The organism is Candidatus Symbiopectobacterium sp. NZEC127, from assembly GCF_025962675.1.
In the GTDB taxonomy this organism is placed as follows: domain Bacteria; phylum Pseudomonadota; class Gammaproteobacteria; order Enterobacterales; family Enterobacteriaceae; genus Symbiopectobacterium.
Genome location: NZ_JAGFPG010000005.1, coordinates 133167 through 155525, shown reverse-complemented (window position 1 = coordinate 155525; position 22359 = coordinate 133167). Strand labels below are relative to the sequence as shown.

Genomic DNA, 22359 nt, shown 5'->3' with positions numbered 1-22359 from the left:
ATCGAATGAAAATCAGGCCTGTTTGGTGTCTTGCGACAGGCGCACGGACTTCAAGGTGCTGGCGCGTACCGCCTGATAAATGGCCGCGCGGAAACCTTTGTCTTCCAACACCGCGACACCTTCAATGGTGGTGCCGCCGGGGGAGCAGACGTTGTCTTTCAGCACACCGGGATGCTGCCCGCTTTCCAGCACCAGCTTGGCGGAGCCCAACACGGTTTGTGCGGCAAACTGATACGCCTGTTTGCGCGTCAAACCGCCGGCAACTGCGGCGTCGGCCATCGCCTCAATCAGGATAAACACAAAGGCAGGGGCAGAACCGCCGACGCCCGTGACGGCGTGGATCAGGTATTCCGGCACCTGTTCGTAGCGGCCAATGCTGCCGATCAGCGTATTGACCTGTGCCAGTTCTTCGGCGGTCACCTGGGCGTTGGGTGTCACGGAACAGATGGCTTCACGCACCAGCGCGGGGGTGTTCGGCATGACGCGCACTACTTTGCGCTCCGCGCCTACCACGGCACCGATCGCATCAAGCGAGATACCGGCGGCAATCGAGACCAGAATCTGGTTAGGGTTGAGCAATGCGGCAATGTCGTGCAGCGCGGCATCAATCACATCCGGTTTCACGGCCAGGAAGATAATATCCGCCTGAAGGGCCAGGTCGGCATTGCTGGTTGCCGCGATAATGCCGTGTTGGCTGACAAGCCCGGCGGTAATATCAGGAATGATGTCGTACGCAATAATCTGCTGCGGCGAGACAACCTGGCTGGAAATTAACCCTAACAGAATGGCGCGGCCCATATTACCGCAGCCAATAAAACCAATTTTTTTATTCATGGTGCTGTCTTTTTATCTGATAATTATTTAATCGAGTGAGTGAATATTAAACAAATTGATATTCGCCGCCGCCCAGCGTTACCGATTGACCTTTAACGGTGTCATTATCGGTGGCGATTTGCAATGCCGTGAGGCGGTTCTCTTCACCCGCTTGGAAAATAAATTGCTGTTCATCGATATACAGGGTAGTCGGCGTGTGTTCACTGGCTGGGAATTGGAACAGCTTTTGCCAGTGCTGTGCCACTTGCTCTGGATGCTGCACCGTGAAGATGGCCGCCTGAAGACGAGCCTGACCCACCGGGTGCGGTCTGTCGATATTGTTGGTGCGCAGGAAATCGAGACGGGCGGCGTCATTGGTTTTCCATTGCAGGACAAAGGGATAAGGCACGCCCTGGAAATCACCGCTGATGGTGAAGATGCGCCACTCGATCAGATTGCCCTGTTTGTCGTGGCGCTTGCCATCCACAATCGGCGACAGGGTTAACCCCTGCTCCTGCAATGCCTGATGGGTGGTATCAATATCATCGCTGCGCAATGCCACGCGGTAGAGCACCTGCTGTTCCGGTAGCAAGCGCTTTGCGTCCTGAGACAGCAGAAAGTCTTGCGCTTGTTCCAGCTCCTGCGCATCACGAATGCTCAGGAATTCGAGGTAAGTCAGGCCAAAATAACTGAGCGCATTGTGAGTGCCCCAACCGGGGTGTGCACCACCGGGAAACGCAACCAGCTGGTTATCGGTAAAAGTAGCAATCGCGTCATCCAGGTGGTTGACATAATGTACGGCGTGATCCCAGCGTAATGTAGCCATGGTTTCCCTCGCGGAATTAAAAATAGGATTCGAACATTAGAAAGAGATTAACCCTAGTTAGATAGTAATTTTTTTATCTTTGCTTATCTGAAAAATGAATATAGCGATGCGAAAATTGATATATGCCAAATTCCTCTTTCGATATGACGAAACATCATTTACATAATAATTATTACTGACTTTATGCTCTGCGTTATTCTCCTCTTAATTCGAGTAACGATTCATGAATATTACCCGCAGACGCTTATTGCTTTCGACCGCCGCCGTGACGGCGACGTTGCCCTTTACCTCTTATTTATCGGCCGCACAGGGAACCGGTGCAACGGCAGCGGGCACCCCGGTGAAAGGGGGCACGCTGAGCGTACATCTGGCTTCTGAGCAGCGTATTCTCAACTCGGCGCTGCGCGCCTCCACCGGGGTATACATCGTCACCAGCAAGATTATCGAATCTCTGGTGGACTTGGATGCGTTGGGCAACGTGGTGCCGCAACTGGCAACAGGATGGCAAACCTCGCCGGACGGCAAACGCATTACCTTTACGCTGCGTCAGGGCGTTAAATGGCACGATGGCAAGCCGTTTACCGCCAGCGACGTGCAATACAATGCGTTGGAATTGTGGAAAAAACACCTGAACTACGGCACTGCGGTGCAACAGTATCTGGAAACGGTAGAGACGCCGGATGACCACACCGTGGTATTCAACTATTCACGCCCAATGCCGATTGGCTTGCTGCTGCGTGCGCTGGCGGATCTCGGCTATGTAGTGCCACGCCACGTGTACGAAAACACCAACGTGCTGGAGAACCCGGCCAACACCGCGCCTATCGGCACCGGGCCATTCAAGTTTGTGCAGTACGAACGCGGACAATACATCGTCGCCACGCGCAACCCGGACTACTGGCGCGAAGGGCAGCCTTACATTGAGCGTATCGTATGGCGCATTATCACTGACAAATCCGCCGCTACCGCCGCGCTGGAAACCGGGCAGGTACAGCTGAGTGCCTACTCGCAGCTCTCACTGGCTGACCTGGATCGCCTGCAACGCCACCCGGATTTCGAGGTCACGCCGCGCGGTTCTGAAGGCAATATCTTCAACAACACCGTGGAATTTAACTTCCGGCGTAAAGAGATTGCCGATATTCGCGTGCGCCGCGCAATTGCTCACGCTATCGATGTGCCGTTCTTTATCGAAAACTTCCTGTATGGGCAAGGTAAGCCCGCCACCGGCATTATTCCGTCTACCGCCACCAACTTCTATCCGGCGAACAGCAAGCAACCCTATCCGTTCGATCGTAAAAAGGCAGAGGCGTTGCTGGATGACGCAGGCTACCGCCGCCAGGCTAACGGCACGCGCTTCACACTGAAGCTGGTGCAGATTGTTAACGGTGAAGACGTGCCGTTGTTTGCCACCTTTATTCAGCAATCGCTGGCGGAAGTGGGCATCAAAGTGGAGATTGCCAACTACGACTACGCGGGTGCATTGACGGCGGTCTACAAAGAACACAATTTTGATATCGCCACCGGCTGGCACCAGTATCGCGGCGATCCGGCGGTTTCCACCACGGTGTGGCTGCGTTCCGGCAGCCCGGCGGGGGCGCCCTGGACCAACCAATATGGCTGGCAGTCTGATGCTATCGACAAGCTGATTGATGATGCCGCGTCAGAAGTCGATCCGCAGAAGCGCCGTGAACTGTATGCCACGCTGGTCGCGCAGGTGAACGAGCAATTCCCGGTGTGGTTTGCCACCGAGCGCCAGTTCCTCACCGTCATCAATAAGAAGGTGAAGAACGCATTGAACACCGCGCGCTGGCCTTCCAGCAGTTGGCATGACACCTGGTTAGAGGGTTAATCACCGATGAGGCTGTTACTGCTGAGCGGTCGCCGCTTGGCAGCAGCGCTACCCGCGCTGCTGTTGATTCTGGTCGGGTTGTTTCTGCTACTGCAACTGGCACCGGGCGATACCGTTGATGCGCTGGTGGCACAGGTCGGCGGTGCCGACCCCACCATGATTGAGGAACTGCGCCGCTACTATGCGCTCGATCAGTCTACCTCGGTACGGCTGTGGGACTATCTGTGGCGGCTGGCGCACCTCGATCTCGGGCAGTCGGCCATTTACGGCAAACCGGTCGCCAGTGTGATTGCTGAGCGTTTACCCGTCACGCTGCTGCTGATGGGGACCTCACTCGCTTTTGCCATCCCGGTCGGGATGGTGCTGGGCATTGTGTCTGCCCGGCGGGTTAACCGCTGGCAGGACACGGTGATCTCCCTGTTGGGCCTGATCTGCTACGCCACGCCCTCATTCTGGTTCGGGCTGATGGGCATCTTCCTGTTTTCCATCTACCTCGATTGGCTCCCTTCCGGCGGTTTTGAAACCATCGCCAGCGGGCTGACGGGCTGGGCCAGAGTGCTGGATATCGCCCACCATCTGGTGCTGCCGACGTTAACACTGGCACTGATTTTTCTGGCGATTTATCTGCGCATTATGCGCGCATCGATGCTGGAAGTGTCGACGCTGGATTTTGTGCGTACCGCCCGTGCCAAAGGCGTGCCGGAGACGCGCATCGTGGTACGCCACGTGCTGCGTAATGCGCTGTTGCCGCTGGTGACGCTGATTGGGTTGCAAACCGGCACCATGCTGGGCGGGTCGGTCGTGGTAGAGAGCGTGTTCGCTCTGCCAGGGCTGGGACGCTTGGCCTATGAGTCGGTGATGCAGCGTGACTTGAACACCCTGCTCGGCATTGTGTTTGTCTCTGCGCTGTTAGTGATAGCAATCAATTTTCTGGTGGACCTGCTGTATGCCCGGTTGGACCCCCGTATTGCAGGTGAAGGCTGATGGTGAACTTTTTTAAACGCTATGCGCGCAGCCCGAGCGCGCTGTTTGGTTTGATCCTGTTGGTGCTGGTGATCGGCATGGCGCTCTCCGCGGGCTGGTTTTTCCCGGCCGATCCGCTGCGCCTGGCCGGGCGTCCGTTGCAATGGCCACTGCATAACGCCCGCTTCCTGTTCGGCACCGACCATACTGGGCGCGATATTGCTGCGCAGATCTTCCACGGCGCGCGCGTCTCTCTCACCATTGGCGTGGTGGCGACAGCGATCGCCATCGTCATTGGCATCGTGGTAGGCGCGTTGGCCGGTTTTTACGGCGGCGTGGTAGACGACATGCTGATGCGCTTGACCGAAGCGTTTCAGATCCTGCCTAACTTCTTGTTGCTACTGGTGTTGGTGGCGGTATTTGGTTCTACGCTGTCAACGGTGATTCTGGCGATTGGTGTGGTCTCCTGGCCGCCTGCGGCGCGGTTGACGCGGGCCGAGTTTCTGTCACTGCGCCACCGCGAGTTTGTGCAAGCGGTGCGCTCATTGGGGATGCGTGACATGCCCATCGTGTTCAGAGAGATTTTGCCTAACGCACTGCCGCCCATCGTGGTGTACGCCAGTGTGATCATGGCGGTGGCGATTCTCTTGGAGAGCGCGCTGGCGTTCCTGAACTTGTCCGATCCCAACGTGCCGTCGTGGGGCAACCTGATTGGTGGTGGACGCAGCGTATTGCGACAGGAATGGTACGTTTCTGCCATTCCCGGTGTGGCTATCTTACTGACCGTGCTCGCTGTCTCACTGGTGGGGCAGGGGCTGAATGATGCATTGAACCCAAGGCTGAGAAACCGATGAGCGTACTGTTATCCATTAATCATCTCAGCGTGGCGTTGCCGCCGGATGCCGATCGCCCCTGGGCGTTGCGCGACCTGTCGCTGGACTTACGCTATAACGAAATTTTGTGCGTGGTAGGCGAGAGCGGATCGGGCAAATCCATGACCGCCAGCGCCATTATGGGTTTGCTGCCGGAGCGGGTACAACCGACACAGGGCAGCATTACCTTTGAAGGGCGTGACCTGCTGCAACTGACGCAAGAAGAACTCCGTCAGTGGCGCGGTGCGCGTATCGGCATGATTTTTCAGGACCCGATGACGGCGCTTAATCCGCTGCACCGGGTAGGTGACCAAATTGCCGAAATGTTTCTTATCCATCGCCCCAAACTGACCAGGCAGGACGTGGACGCGCGCGTGCTGCGCTTGCTGGAAGATGTGCATATTCCCGAACCGACCGCCACGGTGCGTGCCTATCCGCACCAGCTTTCTGGCGGCCAACGCCAGCGTGTGATGATCGCGATGGCGCTGGCGCTCGAACCGCTGGTACTGATCGCGGATGAACCGACGACCGCGCTGGATGTGACCACACAGGCACAGATTCTGCGTTTGATTCGTGAGTTACAGCAGCGGCGCGGTACCTCAGTACTGTTCATTACCCATGATTTCGGGGTGGTGGCTGATATTGCCGATCGCGTGGCGGTAATGCGCCACGGTGAACTGGTGGAGCAAGGCCCGGCGGCGCAGGTGTTGTATGCCCCGCGCCATGAATATACCCGTTCGCTGATTGCCGCTGTGCCGTCTCTGCATCCGGCGCTGCCGCGTCCGACGCAGGAACAGCCCGCGCTGCTCACCTTGAAAAACATCAATAAAACCTTCCGCGAGCCGGGGCTGTTTCGTCGTCGCCAGCGGCAGGTGGCTGCGGTGCAGGATGTCAGCCTGACGCTGCCACAGGGTAGTACGCTGGGTATTGTTGGTGAAAGCGGCTCCGGCAAATCGACGCTGGCGCGCTGCATCGTGCGGTTATATCAGCCGGATTCCGGCGAAATTCACTTTGACGGGCACGATCTGGCCCAACTGAAATCTCGCGCGCTGCGTGAACAGAGCCGGGATATTCAGATGGTGTTTCAGGATCCGTTTGCCTCGTTGAACCCGCGTCAAACGGTGGGCGAAATCGCTGCCAAAGGGCTGTTGATTCGCGGTGTGCCACGCGCGCAGGCGCTGGAGAAGGTCAAAGCGTTGTTTGCGCTGGTGGGATTGGACGCTGGCGCGATACACCGTTATCCCCATGAATTCTCCGGCGGCCAGCGTCAGCGCATTGGTTTGGCGCGTGCACTGGCGGTGGAACCGAAGATTCTGGTGGCTGATGAACCGGTATCGGCGTTAGACGTCTCTGTGCAAGCGCAGGTGCTGGCGCTGCTAGCGGATTTACGGCAACGTCTGGGCTTGTCGCTGATTTTTATCACCCACGATCTGCGCGTGGCAGCGCAAGTGTGCGATCGCATTATCGTGATGAAATCCGGCAAGATTGTGGAGCAAGGGCCGACCTATCAGGTGTATCAGCAGCCGCAGCATGCCTATACCCGGCAACTGCTGGAGGCAATTCCGGGGCGTGAGTGGCAGGTGTCGGCGGCGTGATAGCGCACAATACCTATGCGTTGAGAGGAATAACCGGATCTGATCATGCGGGTGACTTGGTGATAGAGTAAACACAGACAGTCACTTAGCAGGATAAATTTGCATGCACTCACATCCGTTACGCCACATCATTGAATCCTGTGATGTGGCAATCTCCAAGAGAGACTTTGACTCACTGATGGATCACTATTCTGAAGACGCCGCACTGGTGGTTAAGCCAGGCATGATCGTGAAAGGAAAAGAGAATATCAGGAAAGCCTTTATTGCCATCTCTGATTACTTTCAGGATCAACTTGTCGTGAAACAGGGCGAAATGCAGGTCATTGAAGGTGGCGGAAATGCGCTGGTTATTATGGAAACATTGCTTCGTTTCCCCGACGGACAAGGCGGGACGGTAGAGACAACGCGTCGTGCTACCTATGTCTTTCGCCAGGAAAGCGATAACCGTTGGCTGTGCGCCATCGACAACTCTTACGGTACCGATCTATTGAATGCGGAAATCGTCTAAGGCGGTTGCTTGAATTACCGCGCCTGCTATCTCGAAACGCTCGACGAACGGAAGGATGCTGTTCGACGCTATGAAGCTTTTGGGTTGCGTCATCTCCCTGAACGGCTGGGCAATTCAGAATGCGTCAGAAAAACATCCGGGCGGCACAGTAAACCAGCAACAAAGCCAGCACCAGATTGACCACCTGACCATGCCTGCGGAAAAGCGACTGGAACAGATGCCCCGCCAGCGCCCAGATCAGATTTCCCGCACAGCCAATCACCGCCAAAAGGATGCTGACTGCCGTTACCCAAAAAATATCCTGTGTATAGGGTAAAACGAATGCAGACAAGGCGGTGATACCGTAAAGAATGATCTTAACGTTAGCAAATTGCAGCCAAAAACTTACCCAAAAACTGAGAGGGTGCCCGCTGCCGTTTGCTGTGGTTGGCGCATGGGTCGCAATGCGCCATGCCAGCCAGAGGATATATCCCGCACCGATCCAGACCAGCCATCGGGTTAATGAAGGAAGAAGGCTAATCAACGTAAAGGTAAACGCGCCGCAGGCAAGCATAAGCACCAGAAACCCCGCGCTCATGCCCATCAACACGCGAATACTGCGGCGCAGGCCATACTGATTTACCGAGCTAAGCGCCAGGATATTGTTGGGTCCGGGGGTCAATGCGGTAATCAATGTGTAGGTTAAAAACCCACTGATAATGGTTGATGTCACTTGTGATCTCCTTAGTCCTGCCGCATATTATCCGTCCAGAAACATTCAAAAAAGCGAATGTTTTCAATGTCAGATTTTCAATATTTCGATATGTTTGGGGGCTGTATGGATCTGCGTCGCTTCATTACCTTTAAAACGGTGGTTGAGGAAGGTTCCTTTGCGCAAGCCGCCCGGAAACTGTGCTGTACCCAATCGACCATTACTTTTCAGATCCAGCAGTTAGAACAGGAACTGGCGTATCCGGTTTTTGAGAAAGTGGGCCGCCGTATGGTATTAACACCCGCCGGGAAATTACTGCTGCCAAGGGTGAGGGAGCTGACGCGTGTACTGGACGGGATCCGTCAGATTTCTTCCCGTGAGGAAGATATCGCCGGGGATTTGCGGATCATGGTAGGGGAAACGCTGCTGGCCTATAAAATGCCGGACGTTCTCCGGTTATTCAGGGAAAAAGCGCCAAAAGTTCGTCTGTCGCTTCAGTCGGTTAACTGCTATGTCATTCGTGATGCTCTGCTGGCTGACCATACGGATCTGGGCGTTTTTTATCGCGTCGGAAATGATGATGCGCTGCACATGGAATACTTCGGGCAGCAGGAACTGGTGCTTGTTGCATCCCCGCAGCTTCAGCACGTCGATTTTACGCAAAGGGAGCAGCACATTCCGGTCAGCTTCATTATCAATGAGCCTCAGTGTGTGTTCAGACAAATTTTTGAGTCTGCGCTTCGCGAGAGAAAGATAACGCTTGAGAACACCATTGAACTCTGGAGCATTGAGAGCATAAAGCAATGTGTGGCCAGTAATCTGGGGATTTCGTTTTTGCCACGTTTCAGTGTGTTGCGGGAACTGGCATCGGGCGAGTTGCAGGAGCTGCCATTTTCCGAGACTCCGCCATCGATTACTGCGCTTTGTGCATATCATGCAGGCAGAACGGTGAGCCCTGCGATGAACATGTTCATTGACTGCATGCACCAGTGTCTGGATTAAAAGATCGGCCTCAACCGTCAATAAGTAATGAGTAAATAATGATAATTCCGCATTCACCTGTTGTGATTAGGCGGGAGCGATAAGCTGCAACAGGGGGTAACGCTCCATCCACCGTTTTGCAACGACGCGTTGCCTGAAAACAGCTAACTTGTCATGCTCAAAAGGCGGTGTCGGTCGTAGACGCAGTTCAAACAGATCGTCGAGCCCATAGGGCGCTAGAATCTCAATAATATTGTTATCTCCCACTCTGGCGGCGACAGCCGTTGCGGTCTCAGGCCAATACAGCAGCGCATTTTCTGTTGAGCGATAAGGAGCATTACCGTTACGTTGATGCATTCTGGCTTGATTCTTCACCGACCAGTTGAACTCAGGCGTTTGTTGACCCAGTTTCTCTTCCAGGTCGCGATCGTAAGCCGGATCATCGCGTTCTGCGTCGAACCAGACAACATCCACATCACCCGATACCGGCCTTTGCCCATACCCGTGCCGGTGATCCCACACGGCATCCCGCACAAACCCAGCGCCGATCCAGCCATCACGCAGTGTTAACGCCCGCGCAGCGCGCAGAACCTTCATTCTTATCGGGTCGTTTAATAATAACTGCTGCAATGTCTCCTGATAGTTCATCATTCTCTCTCTTAGGAAAAGGGTCGTAGCGGTTTGTATCGGCCTGAGGGGAGAAAGAGTACCAGCGTTCTTGATGCCAGTGCCTTATTGTTAGATGAACGAACGTTACCAGACCTGACGCCTAGCTGTCCGTCCGTTTGGTGCCAGAAGCAGGCGTTGCCAAAGTCCATCTGTATAGGTTTAAATACCACATTACCCATGGACTTGGATTCTTCGTATGAAAATACGATTGTTAATACTTATACTGCTCATCACCACTCAGTCGTGGGGAGGTCAGCAAACACCAAGGGAACAAGCGAAACAAATGGCTGAGGCAGCATGCCTATTTCAATACGAGGTCATCAATTCTCGCTTTACTTTGGGTTTCTCTGAGGAAAAAGCCATTCAAACATCGTCTATAATACTGGCTGATTATCTGGAGAAGAATAAAGAGATTGTAGGTGAACATTTTTTCTCCTTGCTTCGCAAAAATACAATTGCACAATTACGGGAGTTGGAAGTAAATAAAGAGGCAGTGCAGCAACTAAAATCCCCACCATCAGATTTTAAAGATAAATTTTTATCTTCCTGCAATGAAATGAAAACGGAGCAGTTAGAAGCAATGCATGTTTTTGGCTAAATGCAGCACTCATTTATAGGCTGATATGCATTTTGGGGGCTCCATTGCATTGTTAGGTCAGTTTTTTGCTCAAAACTGCCGAAAAATCTTCGTGTGGTAGCTAATGTCGAAATGTATTGTTACTAAGTAACAAGTGCTAGTTGATGGGGCAGGTTACATAGACTTGTTGGAGAGAAAAATTATGATGCACGAGCTTTGGACAAATGAAAATGAGTTAGATATGTTTTGCCTAGCAGGCCAGTGGGGAGATTCTGCTCGCAAACTTCTGGAGCCAGGCTACCGATTAATTTGTACATGTGATGCAGGTTCTCACTTTGAAGCAATGACACGATATTATGAATTTCGTAATTGGGGAGAATATCAAACAGATTTTCCTGAGCAGGATAGGAAGATCTATAAAGAATTAGGATGGGAATAGAAAATGCACAGCATCCATGATACACATTACCTGGTGTTCTGATATCGCCAGGATGTCTGGGCTTCGCTCATGGCAACCTCGACCCCGCCACGTCGAAATCACGCAAAATGCCAGAAGTGAGCGTAACAAACACCAAAGTTTATTAACCATCAGGAAGCAGAGTACCCGCCTCACCTGTGATTGCGAAGCATCCCCGAGATCGTAGAAAATTGGTCTGTAGCTACCTGCGATTAAGGCAAGGGATTGTTGACGTTCCAAAGACAAACCAGCACTTAAGGTAGCCAGCGAAGGTGAATGATGTTGGCGTTTGCCCTCGCTGAGTAAGCGACTTAAATGAAGGAGTACGTTGAGAGAATACCTCCCCACATTATAGCGAGTTGTTTTAATTGTTTATAATTGTGCGTTAAAAAATGGATTATTCTGAATATATATCGTCTCTTATGATAATAATACAGAAAAATCATCGGTACCGTATGGGATTGAACGGCAAAAAATACCATCCAACAACAGTAATTAAACGGGGATCTGTTATTGATATAATTTGCGCTTCAGATGTGATAGTTACGATTTTTTTATTTTCGAGGGAGAGAAAATCATGCCAGATTCTGAGAAAAACACACGTCAAGATATCATCATTCCTAAAATGTTAACACGTTCATTGGATCTCTTACCCGATCCGTATTGTATTCGTACCCCAGACGGTCCGGTTTTATATTCCAACCTCGCGTTTGCTAAATTAGCGGGGTTGAGATCGACAAGGGAAATTATAGACCGCTATGATTATGAAATTCCTTCTTGTCTGTTTGAAAACGGCGATACCCTGGAAGAGTGGCGCGTGCAGGACCGGAATCTGGTTGCCACCCGCAAGCCTCAGGTCATGCTGGAGTTGCACCCTCAGGCTGTTGATATGCCCTATATTTGCCGTAAAGTTCCCTTTTATGATGAAGAGAATCGGTGTATCGGTGCATTCCATTCCTTGAAATACTTAGAGGTGTTTACACCCAACGATTTTGTTAAGGGTAAACTTCCCGGTTCATTACTGCTTAATAAGCCAGACGATTTTTTTACCGAAAAAGAGTGCGAAATCATTTTCTTCCGGCTGCAAGGGATGAGCTGTAAAGATACTGCCTCTGCGCTTTCCATTTCAGTTCGAACGGTTGAGAATCGATTAGCAGCGATGTACGCTAAAGCAGGTGTTAGCCATCAGGATGATTTCAAACTTTTCTGCGAAAAGATAAATTTGCACCGTTATGTGCCGAAACGGATCATAGTTTTATAGGGAAATCAGTTTCAAAAAAGATTATGAGCAAGATTTAGAAACGTGGTAGGTACAGAACAGCCGTAGTCAGTGACAAACCAAAAATTGACATCGGCTATCTTCACATTAAGTAATTTTTACTCCCTCAATGAAGTAATACTTACTCTCTGCTTATCAGCCTCCTTCCGTTATATTTCTCTTGGAAACACCGATAAAAATATAATGCTTATTTTCAAAGCCGATAATATCAGGGACAACCAGCCAGGATTTCAGGCTGGTTTTTTTCTATGTCAAGTTTGTGCAAGTGTTATAGCACCGCAGAGGCTGGATTGGATGCCCCAGCGGGTGCATTGCAATGAAACGGCGAGTCAGCGCGCGTGACACATTACACGGTACTCGCCTATCAGTGTTACGCGGACCGAATCAAATAATCAAACGCACTCAGCGAGGCTTTCGCTCCTTCACCGGTGGCGATGATGATTTGTTTATAAGGTACGGTGGTGCAGTCACCGGCGGCAAACACGCCTTTAACGGTGGTTTCGCATTTGGCATCGATGATGATTTCGCCCATGCGGTTGCGTTCCACGCTGCCTTCCAGCCATTGGGTATTCGGCAGCAAACCGATCTGCACGAAGATCCCTTCCAGTACCAACGAATGTTGCGTATCGTCGACACGATTAAGGTAGCTCAGGCCAGTCACTTTCTGTCCGTCGCCTTTCACTTCCGTGGTCTGTGCGTTAAGAATGATGTCTACGTTCGGCAGGCTGCGTACTTTTGCCTGCAACACCGAGTCCGCTTTCAGCTCGGGCGCAAATTCCAGCAGGGTAACGTGCTTCACCACGCCCGCCAGATCGATAGCCGCTTCCACGCCGGAGTTGCCCCCGCCAATGACGGCAACATGCTTGCCTTTGAACAGCGGGCCATCGCAGTGTGGGCAATAGGTCACCCCACGCGTACGGTACTGATCTTCGCCAGGCACGTTCATGTTGCGCCAGCGTGCGCCCGTGGCGAGGATGATGCTGCGTGCTTTCAGCGTTGCGCCGGAGGCGGTTTCAATCTGGTGCAGTTCGCCGGGCGCTTTGGCCGGGATCAGCTTGCTGGCCGTTTGCAGGTCAATCACATCCACATCGTAGTCATCAACGTGGCTTTTCAGCGCGGTAGCCAGTTTGGCACCTTCGGTTTTTGGTACGGAGATGTAGTTTTCGATATCCACGGTATCCAGCACCTGGCCGCCAAAACGCTCGCCCATCAGGCCGGTGCGGATGCCTTTACGTGCGGAATACACCGCTGCCGCTGCGCCTGCCGGGCCGCTGCCAATAATCAGCACATCGTAAGCGGCGCGCGCGTTGAGCTTGGCCGCTTGTTTGTCACTGGCACCGGTATCGAGTTTTGCGAGGATTTCACCCAGGCTCATGCGGCCCTGGCTGAAGTGTTCGCCGTTCAGGAAAATGGTGGGCACCCCCATCACGTTGCGGTCCTGCACTTCCTGTTGGAAGACGCCGCCGTCAATCGCGGTGTGGGTAATGTTGGGATTCAGGATCGCCATCAGGTTCAGTGCCTGAACCACGTCCGGGCAGTTGTGGCATGACAGCGAATAGAAGGTTTCAAAATGATAGCTGCCGTCGATGTCACGCACCTGCTCCAGCAGTTCCTGCGTCTCTTTCGCCGGATGACCGCCGGTTTGCAGCAGTGCCAGCACCAGCGAAGTAAATTCGTGGCCCATCGGTGAACCGGCGAAACGCGGACCGCTGTTCGAGCCGGGGTTGGTTATTTGAAATGAGGGCTTACGCTCTGCGCTGGCGTAATCTTCTTTGAAGGTCACCTGCGGTGATAAGCTCGCGATATCCGTCAGTAACGCGCGAATTTCAGCGGATTTAGCCGAGTCGTCCAGCGCGGCGATTAACTCGACAGGTTTGGTTAATTTTTCCAGATAGGCGGCTAACTGGTTTTTCAGATTGTTGTCGAGCATGGGTCATCCTTACGTGGTGCGACAAAGCGGAGGGAATCAGACGACTGTCAGTGCCTGCTGTTAGGCAAAGTGCGGCGATGGGGTCGTAGCGGCGTAAGCCGCCGGAGTGCCCCACGGCGTGATTTGCCGGGAAACTCGGATGTACCGAAAAGGCCAGTCGTCAGTCTTAATCGGGTGCGGGGCACCCGATAACGCGCGGCAAAAATCAGATCTTGCCAACCAGATCCAGAGACGGTGCCAGCGTGGCTTCGCCTTCCTGCCATTTGGCCGGGCACACTTCGCCGGGGTGGGAAGCAACGTACTGTGCCGCTTTTACTTTGCGCAGCAGGTCAGAGGCGTCACGGCCAATGCCTTCGGCGGTGATTTCTATGGCCTGGATGATGCCTTGCGGGTCAACGATAAAGGTGCCGCGGTCGGCCAGACCTTGATCTTCACGCATGTTTTCAAAGTTACGCGTCAGTTGGCCTGTCGGGTCACCGATCATGGTGTATTGGATTTTAGCGATGGTATCAGAGCTGCTGTGCCAGGCTTTGTGCGTGAAATGGGTGTCGGTGGACACGGAGTAGATTTCTACGCCCAGTTTCTTGAATTCTGCATAGTGGTCAGCCACGTCGCCCAGTTCGGTCGGGCAAACGAAGGTGAAGTCAGCCGGATAGAAGAAGAACACGCTCCATTTGCCTTCGATGTCCCTTTCGGTGACTTCGACAAATTTTCCGTCTTTGAATGCTTGGTTTTTGAAAGGTTTGACTTGCGTGTTAATGACAGACATCACGTTATCCTCATGTGTTGGTATGAGACATAAGGTACAAAAGTGTGATCGTTATCGCTAATGCGTTGTCTGTATCGAATCAATAAGTCATACCTTACAACGCGCTGGCAACATCGCGTCGATGGGCGATAAATGCGTTGGCTGCGGCCAGCACCCGTTCATCCTCACTGTGCTGTGCAAGGTGAGCGATATAGCGCAGATCGTTCTCATCGATGTGCATCAACCCTAATGCGCCGATGGCGTGAATCTGGATATCCGTGTTCGGCGTGCGTATCAGATGATACAGCGCTTTTTTGATGGCGTTGTCGTTGCCGTGGCCTTTGAACAGGCCGATGACATTCATCGCTTCTTTGCGCAGCGGCGTCTCTTGTGCCTTGTCGAGGGCGATGCACAGAAAGAAATCGCATAGCTCTGCGTCAAGATTCTGATTAAAACTGCGCAGATAGGCGATCTGCTCTTTCGGGGAGAGGGCAAGGTAGTCACTGATGATCTTTTCACTTCTACGCATTATTACACCCGTTGCCATAGGTTTTTCTTATTGGTTTTGACGCACGCATCCCTGGGTGGTTTGCGTAACGCGTCATCCTATCCGTTTTTACGTCGAAGAGGTAAGGAAACTGTGGCTTGTTTACTTTACGAGAGAGGTGTCGTGCCCTTCCTCCGCCCGTGCGATTTTTACGGCACGGCGCGGAGGTTGCGCGCTATTTGAAATCCGAATACGGTGTTGGCGGTTGCGGCGGGCTATCCAAATCCCCTTGCCAACCCGCGAATGAGTAACGCAGATAGAGCATACCGTGGCTCGGCGTGTAATCTTTTGCTTCCTGAATATCGATGGCGGCGCCCAGCGTCCAGTGTGACGTGAGGCGACGTTCGATCAAGGCGCGCAGCGTGTAGCCGACGCCGGAACTGCTGCTGCCGGTTTCGATGCGATCCCGTTCATCGGCGGTTAATCCGGCGCTGCTGACCAGACTGCCTAACGGATAACGACGCTGATTTTTGGTCTTGGCATAAGACCAGGAGACGGTGCCGCCCAATTCCCACGACCAGTTTTCGGTACGCTGGCGGTAATTGATGGGTAGCCCAAACGAGACGTACTGCTGCGGGCTGTAATAGCCCCCTTGCCCGAGGGAATAGCCGCTGAGATCTTTCTGGTAGCTCCACCACATGGTGCTCGCCCCGACGGTGAGGCGGCGATTATCTTCATTGATCAGCTTATAGTAGTAACCGGCCATGGCGCGGGCGCGATGGTTATCTGCCAGATTTTTCCCGGTAATCTGGTGGAAGCTTAAATCGCTCCATACGCCGTGTGCTTCACCGCGATCGTAGCTGAGCCCCAGGCTGGCACCGGTGGCGCGCACGCCGCCCCAGGTGGTGCCGGTAATGGGATCGTTAGCGCCGCCAAAGGCCAGCAGTGAGCTGGAGATGGGGCGGCGCGACGCCGTAGCCGTCCAGCCCAACTGTTGCCAGTCACCGCTGTAGCTGACGCCACCGACCACGTCTACCACCTCGAATCCGATGGGCGTGGTGCCAATATCCGCCGTCCAGCGATCGTTTTTCCAGCCTGCGGCGACGCCGGTGCCAGAGGTTTTCTGCGTTCTGCCGCTGTAGCAATCCAGCGTGGCGCAGGTGCCAAACACCTCGCGGAATGCCCCGTTGCTGTTGGTGTTAAAGCGTCCCGCATTCATCGTGATGGTATCGGTGCGCACGAAGCCACGGCCCTGATAGAGCGGAAAATCGACGTTCAATATCGTATTGTGCGCTTTCAGATTGGAGATACCGTTAGTGCCACTGGAGCGCCAGTAATCGTGGCCGAGGGTCACGTTGATGTCCTGCTGCCGATACTGTTCGGCCGCATCGGCACGAATGCTGCGTTGCAGCCAGTCGTCATTCTGCTGTGAGCGCGTCAAACGGGTGTAGCCGTCGTTATCCTGTGGCGACGCACTGCTGATACCGCTGGCAACCATCGCCTGGCGGTAATCGGCCTGCGCCTCGGCGGATTGGCCCTGCTGTGTTTCCAGACGCGCCGCATCTCGGTAGATCCACGCTTTAATCTGGCTCGGGGGCGCTTTCTGCGCGCTGGTTTTGGCTGCTTGCAGCGTCTGATTGGCTAACGGCACGTTACCAACGGCATACCAGGCATTGGCGACGCGACGCTGGGTATTGAGCGAACTGTCATCGGCAATGTTTAGCGCGTGCAAACGCTGGCGTGCCTCATCGCGCTGTCCGGCGGCGATTAACGCTTCCACTTCCCCTAACTGGGCATCTGCGTTTTGTGCGTCCTGTGCCAGCACTTTACGGTAGCGCGTCAACGCATCGGCGGCATTGCCCCGTTGCAGCGCCCAGTCCGCCAACATCAACGAAATACGGGTATCGGCGGGCTGCTGTTGCAGGTAGCTGACGGCACCGGCCTCATTGCCTGCATCATACAGTGCCTGGGCATGCGCCAGCGTGCGCTCCATGGTGAGCCGTTGCGCCAGTTCTCGCATGTTGTCGCTCCACTGCGCCTCGGGCAGCGTGTGCAAATGCGCCAGCGCCTGTGCCTCACGTTCGGTTGCTGAAAGATAGAGTGCGTAAGCATAAGCACGCTCGGGGCTGGCGGGGGGCGTATGAGCCATCCGCTGCATGATGTCATCTGCCTGCGCGTTTTGGTTGAGCTGGCGCAGCACCTGCGCGTAATGATAGGGCAACCAGATATCATCGGCACTGGGCTGATAGACCTGTTGATAGGTTTCTGCCGCCTCGCGCCATTTCCCTTGTTCCGCCAGACTATCGGCTTGCTGGGTGGTGATATCGCGCTTGAGTGCGGTCAACGTCTCTTGCAGCGGTTGACGTTGGGCCGCAGGGAGATTGTTGATATAAGCGAGCGCCGCCTGTGGCGATTGGCGGCCATAGAGGGCGGCCATGCCGCGAATCGCACCGCTGTTAGTGGGTTCCCGCTGTAATGCCTGCTGATAAAAACGCTTGGCGGCGGCGTCATCCTGTCGTGCGCCAGCTACGTCACCGAGCCCGACAAGGGCGTAGGCATCATTGCTGTCCACCTGTTGGGCCTGCTGATAGTGCTGTTGCGCCTGCGCCAGATTATTGGCTTTCAGTGCGCGATCGCCAGCATCAATTTCCAGCCAGTAGCGGGTGCTTTTAATGAGCGCATCCCATTTGTCGCTGTTTTCATTATTGATGTCGGCCGTTTTCGCTTGCTGGAACAGTGCCAAGGCTTTGGGGCGATCGCCGCTGCGCATATACGCCATGCCCAGTGCACCAATCAGGTTGGGATCGTCGGGGGTTTCGGTCAGCGCCTTATTCAAATCTGTGATAGCCGCACTGCCGCTGGCCCCTTGCTCGACGCTTGCCAATCCGCGCAGCCGCGCTTGATAGGCAGGATCGGCCAGCATCTTTTGCTGCCGATCGCGCTCTTGCTGCGCGCCAGCAACGCTGGGGTCGTCGACAAACACGGTGAGAAAACGGTCAAGTTGCGCGACGCTTTGCGCAGAGACCGTCATGCGTTTGACCATTTCCATCCACATGCCTGCTGCCTGACTGCGTCCGATGGGGTCATCCGCCAGTTTTTCCAGCAGCGCATAGCCTTCGGCATCGCGATCCTGACTGAACAGGCGGCGTGCCAGCGTCAGTCGTAAATTGACGTTGCCGGGATAGCGTTTATCCAATGCCTCCAGTTGCTGAATGGCTGTGGGCTCTTGCCCCGGCAACCGCGCGACCAGACGCCAATATTCAACGGCCAGATCGAGCGTTGGCGGTTCGCCGTGGAACAGTTCGTCGTAGGCTTTCTTCGCCTCGTCGTAACGCCCGGCGGTGGCTTGCAGCCGCGCCTGTTCCAGCTTCTGGCGCGTGTCCTGTTGTGTGAGGGCCAGCATCATCGCTGACTGTCGGTACTGCTCGGAATTCGGCGCGACGCTGTGCAGCCTCTCCAGATGCTGGCGTGCCTGCGCCTGATCGCCCTGACGCAGCGCCAGCCGCAACTGTGCGGCGATCACGTCCGGACTGTCTGGATCAATCAACGTCAGACGTGCCAGGGTTTGTCGTACCAGATCGTCGCGGTTGCTTGCTTCACCCAGCCTGACCTGCTCCATAAGAAAGGCGCTGGGCGTCACGGTATCGGCCCCGGCAGTGAGCGAAATCATCGTCAGGCTCATTGAAAACAGCCCGGCGCTTATTATGGTGAAGTTGCGCATTGCTTATCCCAGGAAGGTAAAAGTTCACCCTGTTGATTGAATCGGTAACGTTGTTCATCCCATCCCTGACCGAACAGCGTCAGAGAAGCAGAAAAATAGGCGTTGTTGTCCGGCGGTGCGTCGCGCAAGCGCTGGCGCTGAATATCACGCGCTGGCGGGTTGGTTGCCAGCAGCGGCAGCAGCGCGGCGGAGAAACCGACAGAGCCCGTTCCTTGCGCTTTCCCTGTCGCCGTGTCTACCCGCTCGGGCGGCGTGCCCGACTGTGCCGTCAGGGCCGCCATCGGCTGGAAATGGGCGACGAGCGCAGCACGCTCTTGGCTTTCTTCTGGCAGCATGGCAGCCCACAGATAGACGCGAATCGCATCGTAACTGCCAATATTGGGTTTGGTTTCATCCGCTTGCCAACCCTGTTGCTTGTTCCAAACCACCCAATCGGGTGAGAAACCGTGGGGGGCACTCTCTTTCAGCAGCCTGAGATTCACCGCATGCATCGCTTTCCACGGGCCGTTTAGCGTGGAGAAACGCGCGAGCAACTGCGGCGGCTGGTAGCTGGGATTAAGCCGCCAACGGTCACCGTGCACGAACCCGACTTTACCCGGCAGCAGCATTACGCCCAGACCGGGAATATCGGCCACTTCTTCATGGGCGATGCGCTGCAACAGCAGCGTGCCGAGCGTCAGAAAGCGACGGCTTTGCCACAGTCGCCCGGCTTCCAGCAGGTTGTAGGCAATCCACAAATCGGCATCGGAGGCGGAATTGGGATCTAAGATGCCCCACGGCGAATCATCGACCTGCGGTATCTTTTTGCCCCATTGCCAGGCGGGCAGGTGAGCGCTGAGATCGCCGGAGGCCAGATTGTCCTCGGTCCATTGCAGCAGCTTTTCAAACATCGCCCGGTCATTGGCCACCAGCGCGAAAAACAGGCCGTAGCTCTGCCCTTCGGACGTGGTTATCTGGCTGGGCGTGGAGGGGTCGATAACGCGCCCCTCCGTACTGATGTAATCACGTTGGTACTGCTCCCACGCGGGCCAGTGGCAGACGCCTGTGGCAGCCACAGCGTGACCGCTAAGCAGCAGCGTCAACAACAGCGCGCGCCACAGGATACCCATCGGTTAATCCTTCTCGTCAGCGGAGAGGCGACGACGACTGAGCACTTTCAGGCCACGCCACAGCAGCCAGGCGAAAATGATCGTGACCAGGGTGGACATGCCGGCCAGCCAGAGCGGATGCAGCGCCAGTGCGTGCCAGACGCGTTCCCACCACGGAAGGTGGCCCACGTAGTACATATCCCCTACGCGCAAGCTGCTGACGCCCGAATCGCGGATGACGGCCGCCGAGCCGAAAACCGTGGCGCGTTTGGTACTGTCGATCAGGGCATTGTTGAGCAGCGTGTAGCCCTGCGGGCTGTCTGCCAGTAACGCGACGATGCTGCGCTGGGCAAAATAGGGGGACTGCGTGCCGATAATCGTGGCCATGGCGGTTTCGGCGCGAATGTCGGTTCTGCTGTCCGGTCTGCCGTCGGTTTTGGGTGAGCCTTCATCCGGCAGCGTGGTTTGGCGTACCGGCATCTTGACCCAACTCTTGGTGGTTTCAGTCAGCAACCCGACCTTGGCTTCGTCGCGCAGCGATTCTGGCAGTGAGCCGATCAACAGAATATCTTTGTCCACCTGGCTGAGCTGCGCCGGGTCGTCGGTCAGTTGCAGCGCCAACGCCGGATAGCCGGTTTGCGCACCGATATTACCGATGGCATTTAGCAGCGCGCTGACCTGTTCCGCAGGGGGCGCTTTATCAATCAGCGTCACGGTTTGCGACAAGTCGGCCAACCGGCTGAACGGGAAACCGGCATTGGCGAAGGCGCGCAGATCTGGCATCGCCATAAAATGGCGATAGCCAGAGAAGTTGATGGTGGAGTTGCCATCGATAACCGCATGATTTTCGATAGGCGCGATAGTTTCGCAGCGATCCGCCGAGATATTGCTGGTGGTGACCGTGGCGTAATCGAAGTCAAAGCGAAGCTCGTTGACGGTGCCCAGTTTTAACGCCGGAATGGACAGGTTTTTATCCGAATCCAATAACCCTTGGGTAATCGGCAAGCGCAGCAGCAGGGCGTTTTTCTCGCGTTCGGGGACCAGATTAAAGGCCTGAACAAACTGGTTGTTCAGGTTGACGGCCAGACGCGATCCATCCAGCGTGCGCGGTGCGGTATAGCGATATTTCAGGTGCATATCGATACCTTTGCTGCGGATCAGAAACAGGTCCGGCGGCAAATTCAGCGTCATCATCAGAGGATCGGGATCGATGCCGCTGCTCTGTAATTGCTCCGGATATTGCTGCAATTCGGCAAACGTCATCGGGCGATCGGTACGGATCCAGTTCGGGGCATCGTAGGGTTGGCGCGGTGCCAGTTGCTCAACGCGATCGACGCTGACATTCTGCCCTCGGAACAAGATGTTACCCTGTGCGATCCCTTTGACGGCGGTAATCAGGTCATTGTCATCGCGGCCCTGAACCAGCAGCAGCTTAACGTAAGGGTTCTGCGGATGACTGATGACTTCAACCGTCGGGCCATTGACCGGCGGATAATCGCGCAGGAAATCCGGGCGCTGCGCATTGGTGGCGAACACCACCGCGTGGCTGTCGGGCAGTTGATTGAACAGTGCCGGGAAGGATTGACCACGCCACTGAGCGCGGGCACCGAACCAGGAGGCGAGGATCGCGGCAGCCTGCTGCTGTCCCAGGTCGGGCTGCTGATTAAACACCATGGGCAGCGTAAGCGGCCGGTTGTCGCGGGCATCAAAGAACGGAATGGGGAATGCCGCCAGATCGTTTTTTAGCGGCAGCTTTTGCATCTGCAAGTTGAGCGAGCTGGCCTGGCTGATATTCAGCCACAGGCTACTGCTGGATGGGTCTTGGCATAAACTCTTGTAATGCCCTACAAATTCCAGCCGTACGCGGTTAAAGTCGGTGATATAACGCGGATCCAACGGCAGGGTTGCCCGCGTTGGCTGGCCCACTTGTTCTTTGGTGATGGTAACCACGCCCATCAACACCTCATTGAGATAGACCTTGAGATGCGATTCGACCGGCGTCAATGTCGGTGAGGGGGTAAATTCCAGCTGGAGCGACGCTTGCGTCACCACTTCATCATGACGCACGCCAAACTGGATATAGCCGACAGGGGAGGTTCCCTTCAGCGCGAAACTGCCCGGCGCAGGTGCCAGTTGCTTAAACCCCAACTGCTGACTGGCAACGGGGGTGGCTGCAGCACTGTTGGCCTGCATGAGCGGTGGGGCTGCGGTTTCAGCCTGAGATAACGGCACCATGCCCAGAGCCAGAGCGGTAAACCAGGTTATTTTTTTTGTCATCATGTCATCATCACGGTTAGGGCCGTGC

The 22359-nt window shown here is 54.9% G+C and carries 19 protein-coding genes; 9 read left to right on the top strand and 10 right to left on the bottom strand.

Annotated features, from left to right (window positions below; translation table 11 throughout):
• Positions 1-12: 12 nt before the first annotated feature.
• Positions 13-834: a pyrroline-5-carboxylate reductase gene (gene proC / locus J5069_RS18265; protein WP_264645207.1), complete on the bottom strand. Its 822-nt coding sequence runs from the start codon at positions 832-834 to the stop codon at positions 13-15.
• A 46-nt stretch (positions 835-880) separates the two neighbouring features.
• Positions 881-1639, bottom strand: coding sequence for a VOC family protein (locus J5069_RS18260; protein ID WP_264645206.1), 759 nt, complete (start codon positions 1637-1639; stop codon positions 881-883).
• Between the two features lie 223 nt (positions 1640-1862).
• Here J5069_RS18260 and J5069_RS18255 point away from each other — a divergent pair, with 223 nt between their 5' ends.
• From J5069_RS18255 to J5069_RS18235, 5 genes are all read left to right on the top strand, one after another.
• Positions 1863-3488: an ABC transporter substrate-binding protein gene (locus tag J5069_RS18255; protein WP_264645205.1), complete on the top strand. Its 1626-nt coding sequence runs from the start codon at positions 1863-1865 to the stop codon at positions 3486-3488.
• Between the two features lie 6 nt (positions 3489-3494).
• Complete coding sequence (locus J5069_RS18250; protein WP_264645204.1) at positions 3495-4472, top strand: ABC transporter permease; 978 nt, start codon at positions 3495-3497, stop codon at positions 4470-4472.
• Positions 4472-5305 (top strand): ABC transporter permease, encoded by an 834-nt coding sequence (locus tag J5069_RS18245; RefSeq protein ID WP_264645203.1) that lies wholly within the window; start codon positions 4472-4474, stop codon positions 5303-5305. Before J5069_RS18250 ends, J5069_RS18245 begins: the two co-directional genes overlap by 1 nt.
• Complete coding sequence (locus J5069_RS18240) at positions 5302-6918, top strand: ABC transporter ATP-binding protein (protein ID WP_264645202.1); 1617 nt, start codon at positions 5302-5304, stop codon at positions 6916-6918. Before J5069_RS18245 ends, J5069_RS18240 begins: the two co-directional genes overlap by 4 nt.
• A gap of 103 nt (positions 6919-7021) precedes the next feature.
• Positions 7022-7426 (top strand): YybH family protein, encoded by a 405-nt coding sequence (locus J5069_RS18235; protein ID WP_264645201.1) that lies wholly within the window; start codon positions 7022-7024, stop codon positions 7424-7426.
• 124 nt (positions 7427-7550) lie between these two features.
• On the opposite strand, the gene eamB is transcribed toward J5069_RS18235, so the two are convergent.
• On the bottom strand, positions 7551-8138 hold the full coding sequence (gene eamB / locus J5069_RS18230) for a cysteine/O-acetylserine transporter (RefSeq protein WP_264645200.1): 588 nt from the start codon (positions 8136-8138) through the stop codon (positions 7551-7553).
• Between the two features lie 105 nt (positions 8139-8243).
• On the opposite strand from eamB, the gene J5069_RS18225 reads away from it, so the two are divergent.
• Positions 8244-9119 carry a LysR family transcriptional regulator gene (locus tag J5069_RS18225; RefSeq protein WP_264645315.1) on the top strand — a complete coding sequence of 292 codons (876 nt, stop codon included), beginning with the start codon at positions 8244-8246 and terminating at the stop codon, positions 9117-9119.
• Between the two features lie 66 nt (positions 9120-9185).
• Here the strand turns inward: J5069_RS18225 and J5069_RS18220 are convergent, their stop codons facing one another.
• A complete protein-coding gene (locus tag J5069_RS18220) occupies positions 9186-9746 on the bottom strand; it encodes a nucleotidyltransferase family protein (RefSeq protein ID WP_264645314.1) in 561 nt (186 codons plus the stop codon).
• A 217-nt stretch (positions 9747-9963) separates the two neighbouring features.
• On the opposite strand from J5069_RS18220, the gene J5069_RS18215 reads away from it, so the two are divergent.
• From J5069_RS18215 to J5069_RS18205, 3 genes are all read left to right on the top strand, one after another.
• Complete coding sequence (locus J5069_RS18215) at positions 9964-10365, top strand: hypothetical protein (RefSeq protein WP_264645199.1); 402 nt, start codon at positions 9964-9966, stop codon at positions 10363-10365.
• A 181-nt stretch (positions 10366-10546) separates the two neighbouring features.
• Positions 10547-10783 carry a hypothetical protein gene (locus tag J5069_RS18210; RefSeq protein WP_264645198.1) on the top strand — a complete coding sequence of 79 codons (237 nt, stop codon included), beginning with the start codon at positions 10547-10549 and terminating at the stop codon, positions 10781-10783.
• Positions 10784-11378: 595 nt separating this feature from the next.
• A complete protein-coding gene (locus J5069_RS18205) occupies positions 11379-12062 on the top strand; it encodes a PAS domain-containing protein (RefSeq protein WP_264645197.1) in 684 nt (227 codons plus the stop codon).
• Between the two features lie 388 nt (positions 12063-12450).
• Here J5069_RS18205 and ahpF read toward each other — a convergent pair whose 3' ends face one another.
• The 6 genes from ahpF to bcsB form a co-directional block, all read right to left on the bottom strand.
• On the bottom strand, positions 12451-14010 hold the full coding sequence (gene ahpF, locus J5069_RS18200; protein ID WP_264645196.1) for an alkyl hydroperoxide reductase subunit F: 1560 nt from the start codon (positions 14008-14010) through the stop codon (positions 12451-12453).
• A gap of 205 nt (positions 14011-14215) precedes the next feature.
• Positions 14216-14779, bottom strand: a complete 564-nt coding sequence (ahpC, locus tag J5069_RS18195; RefSeq protein ID WP_264645195.1) for an alkyl hydroperoxide reductase subunit C — start codon at positions 14777-14779, stop codon at positions 14216-14218.
• Between the two features lie 94 nt (positions 14780-14873).
• Entirely contained in the window at positions 14874-15287 is a 414-nt protein-coding gene (locus J5069_RS18190) for a HEAT repeat domain-containing protein (protein WP_264645194.1), read from the bottom strand.
• Positions 15288-15480: 193 nt separating this feature from the next.
• On the bottom strand, positions 15481-18966 hold the full coding sequence (bcsC, locus tag J5069_RS18185) for a cellulose synthase complex outer membrane protein BcsC (protein WP_264645193.1): 3486 nt from the start codon (positions 18964-18966) through the stop codon (positions 15481-15483).
• Positions 18948-20075, bottom strand: a complete 1128-nt coding sequence (gene bcsZ / locus J5069_RS18180) for a cellulose synthase complex periplasmic endoglucanase BcsZ (RefSeq protein WP_264645192.1) — start codon at positions 20073-20075, stop codon at positions 18948-18950. The genes bcsC and bcsZ overlap by 19 nt, the downstream gene beginning before the upstream one ends.
• A gap of 3 nt (positions 20076-20078) precedes the next feature.
• Positions 20079-22331 carry a cellulose biosynthesis cyclic di-GMP-binding regulatory protein BcsB gene (gene bcsB, locus J5069_RS18175; RefSeq protein ID WP_264645313.1) on the bottom strand — a complete coding sequence of 751 codons (2253 nt, stop codon included), beginning with the start codon at positions 22329-22331 and terminating at the stop codon, positions 20079-20081.
• Positions 22332-22359: the final 28 nt, after the last annotated feature.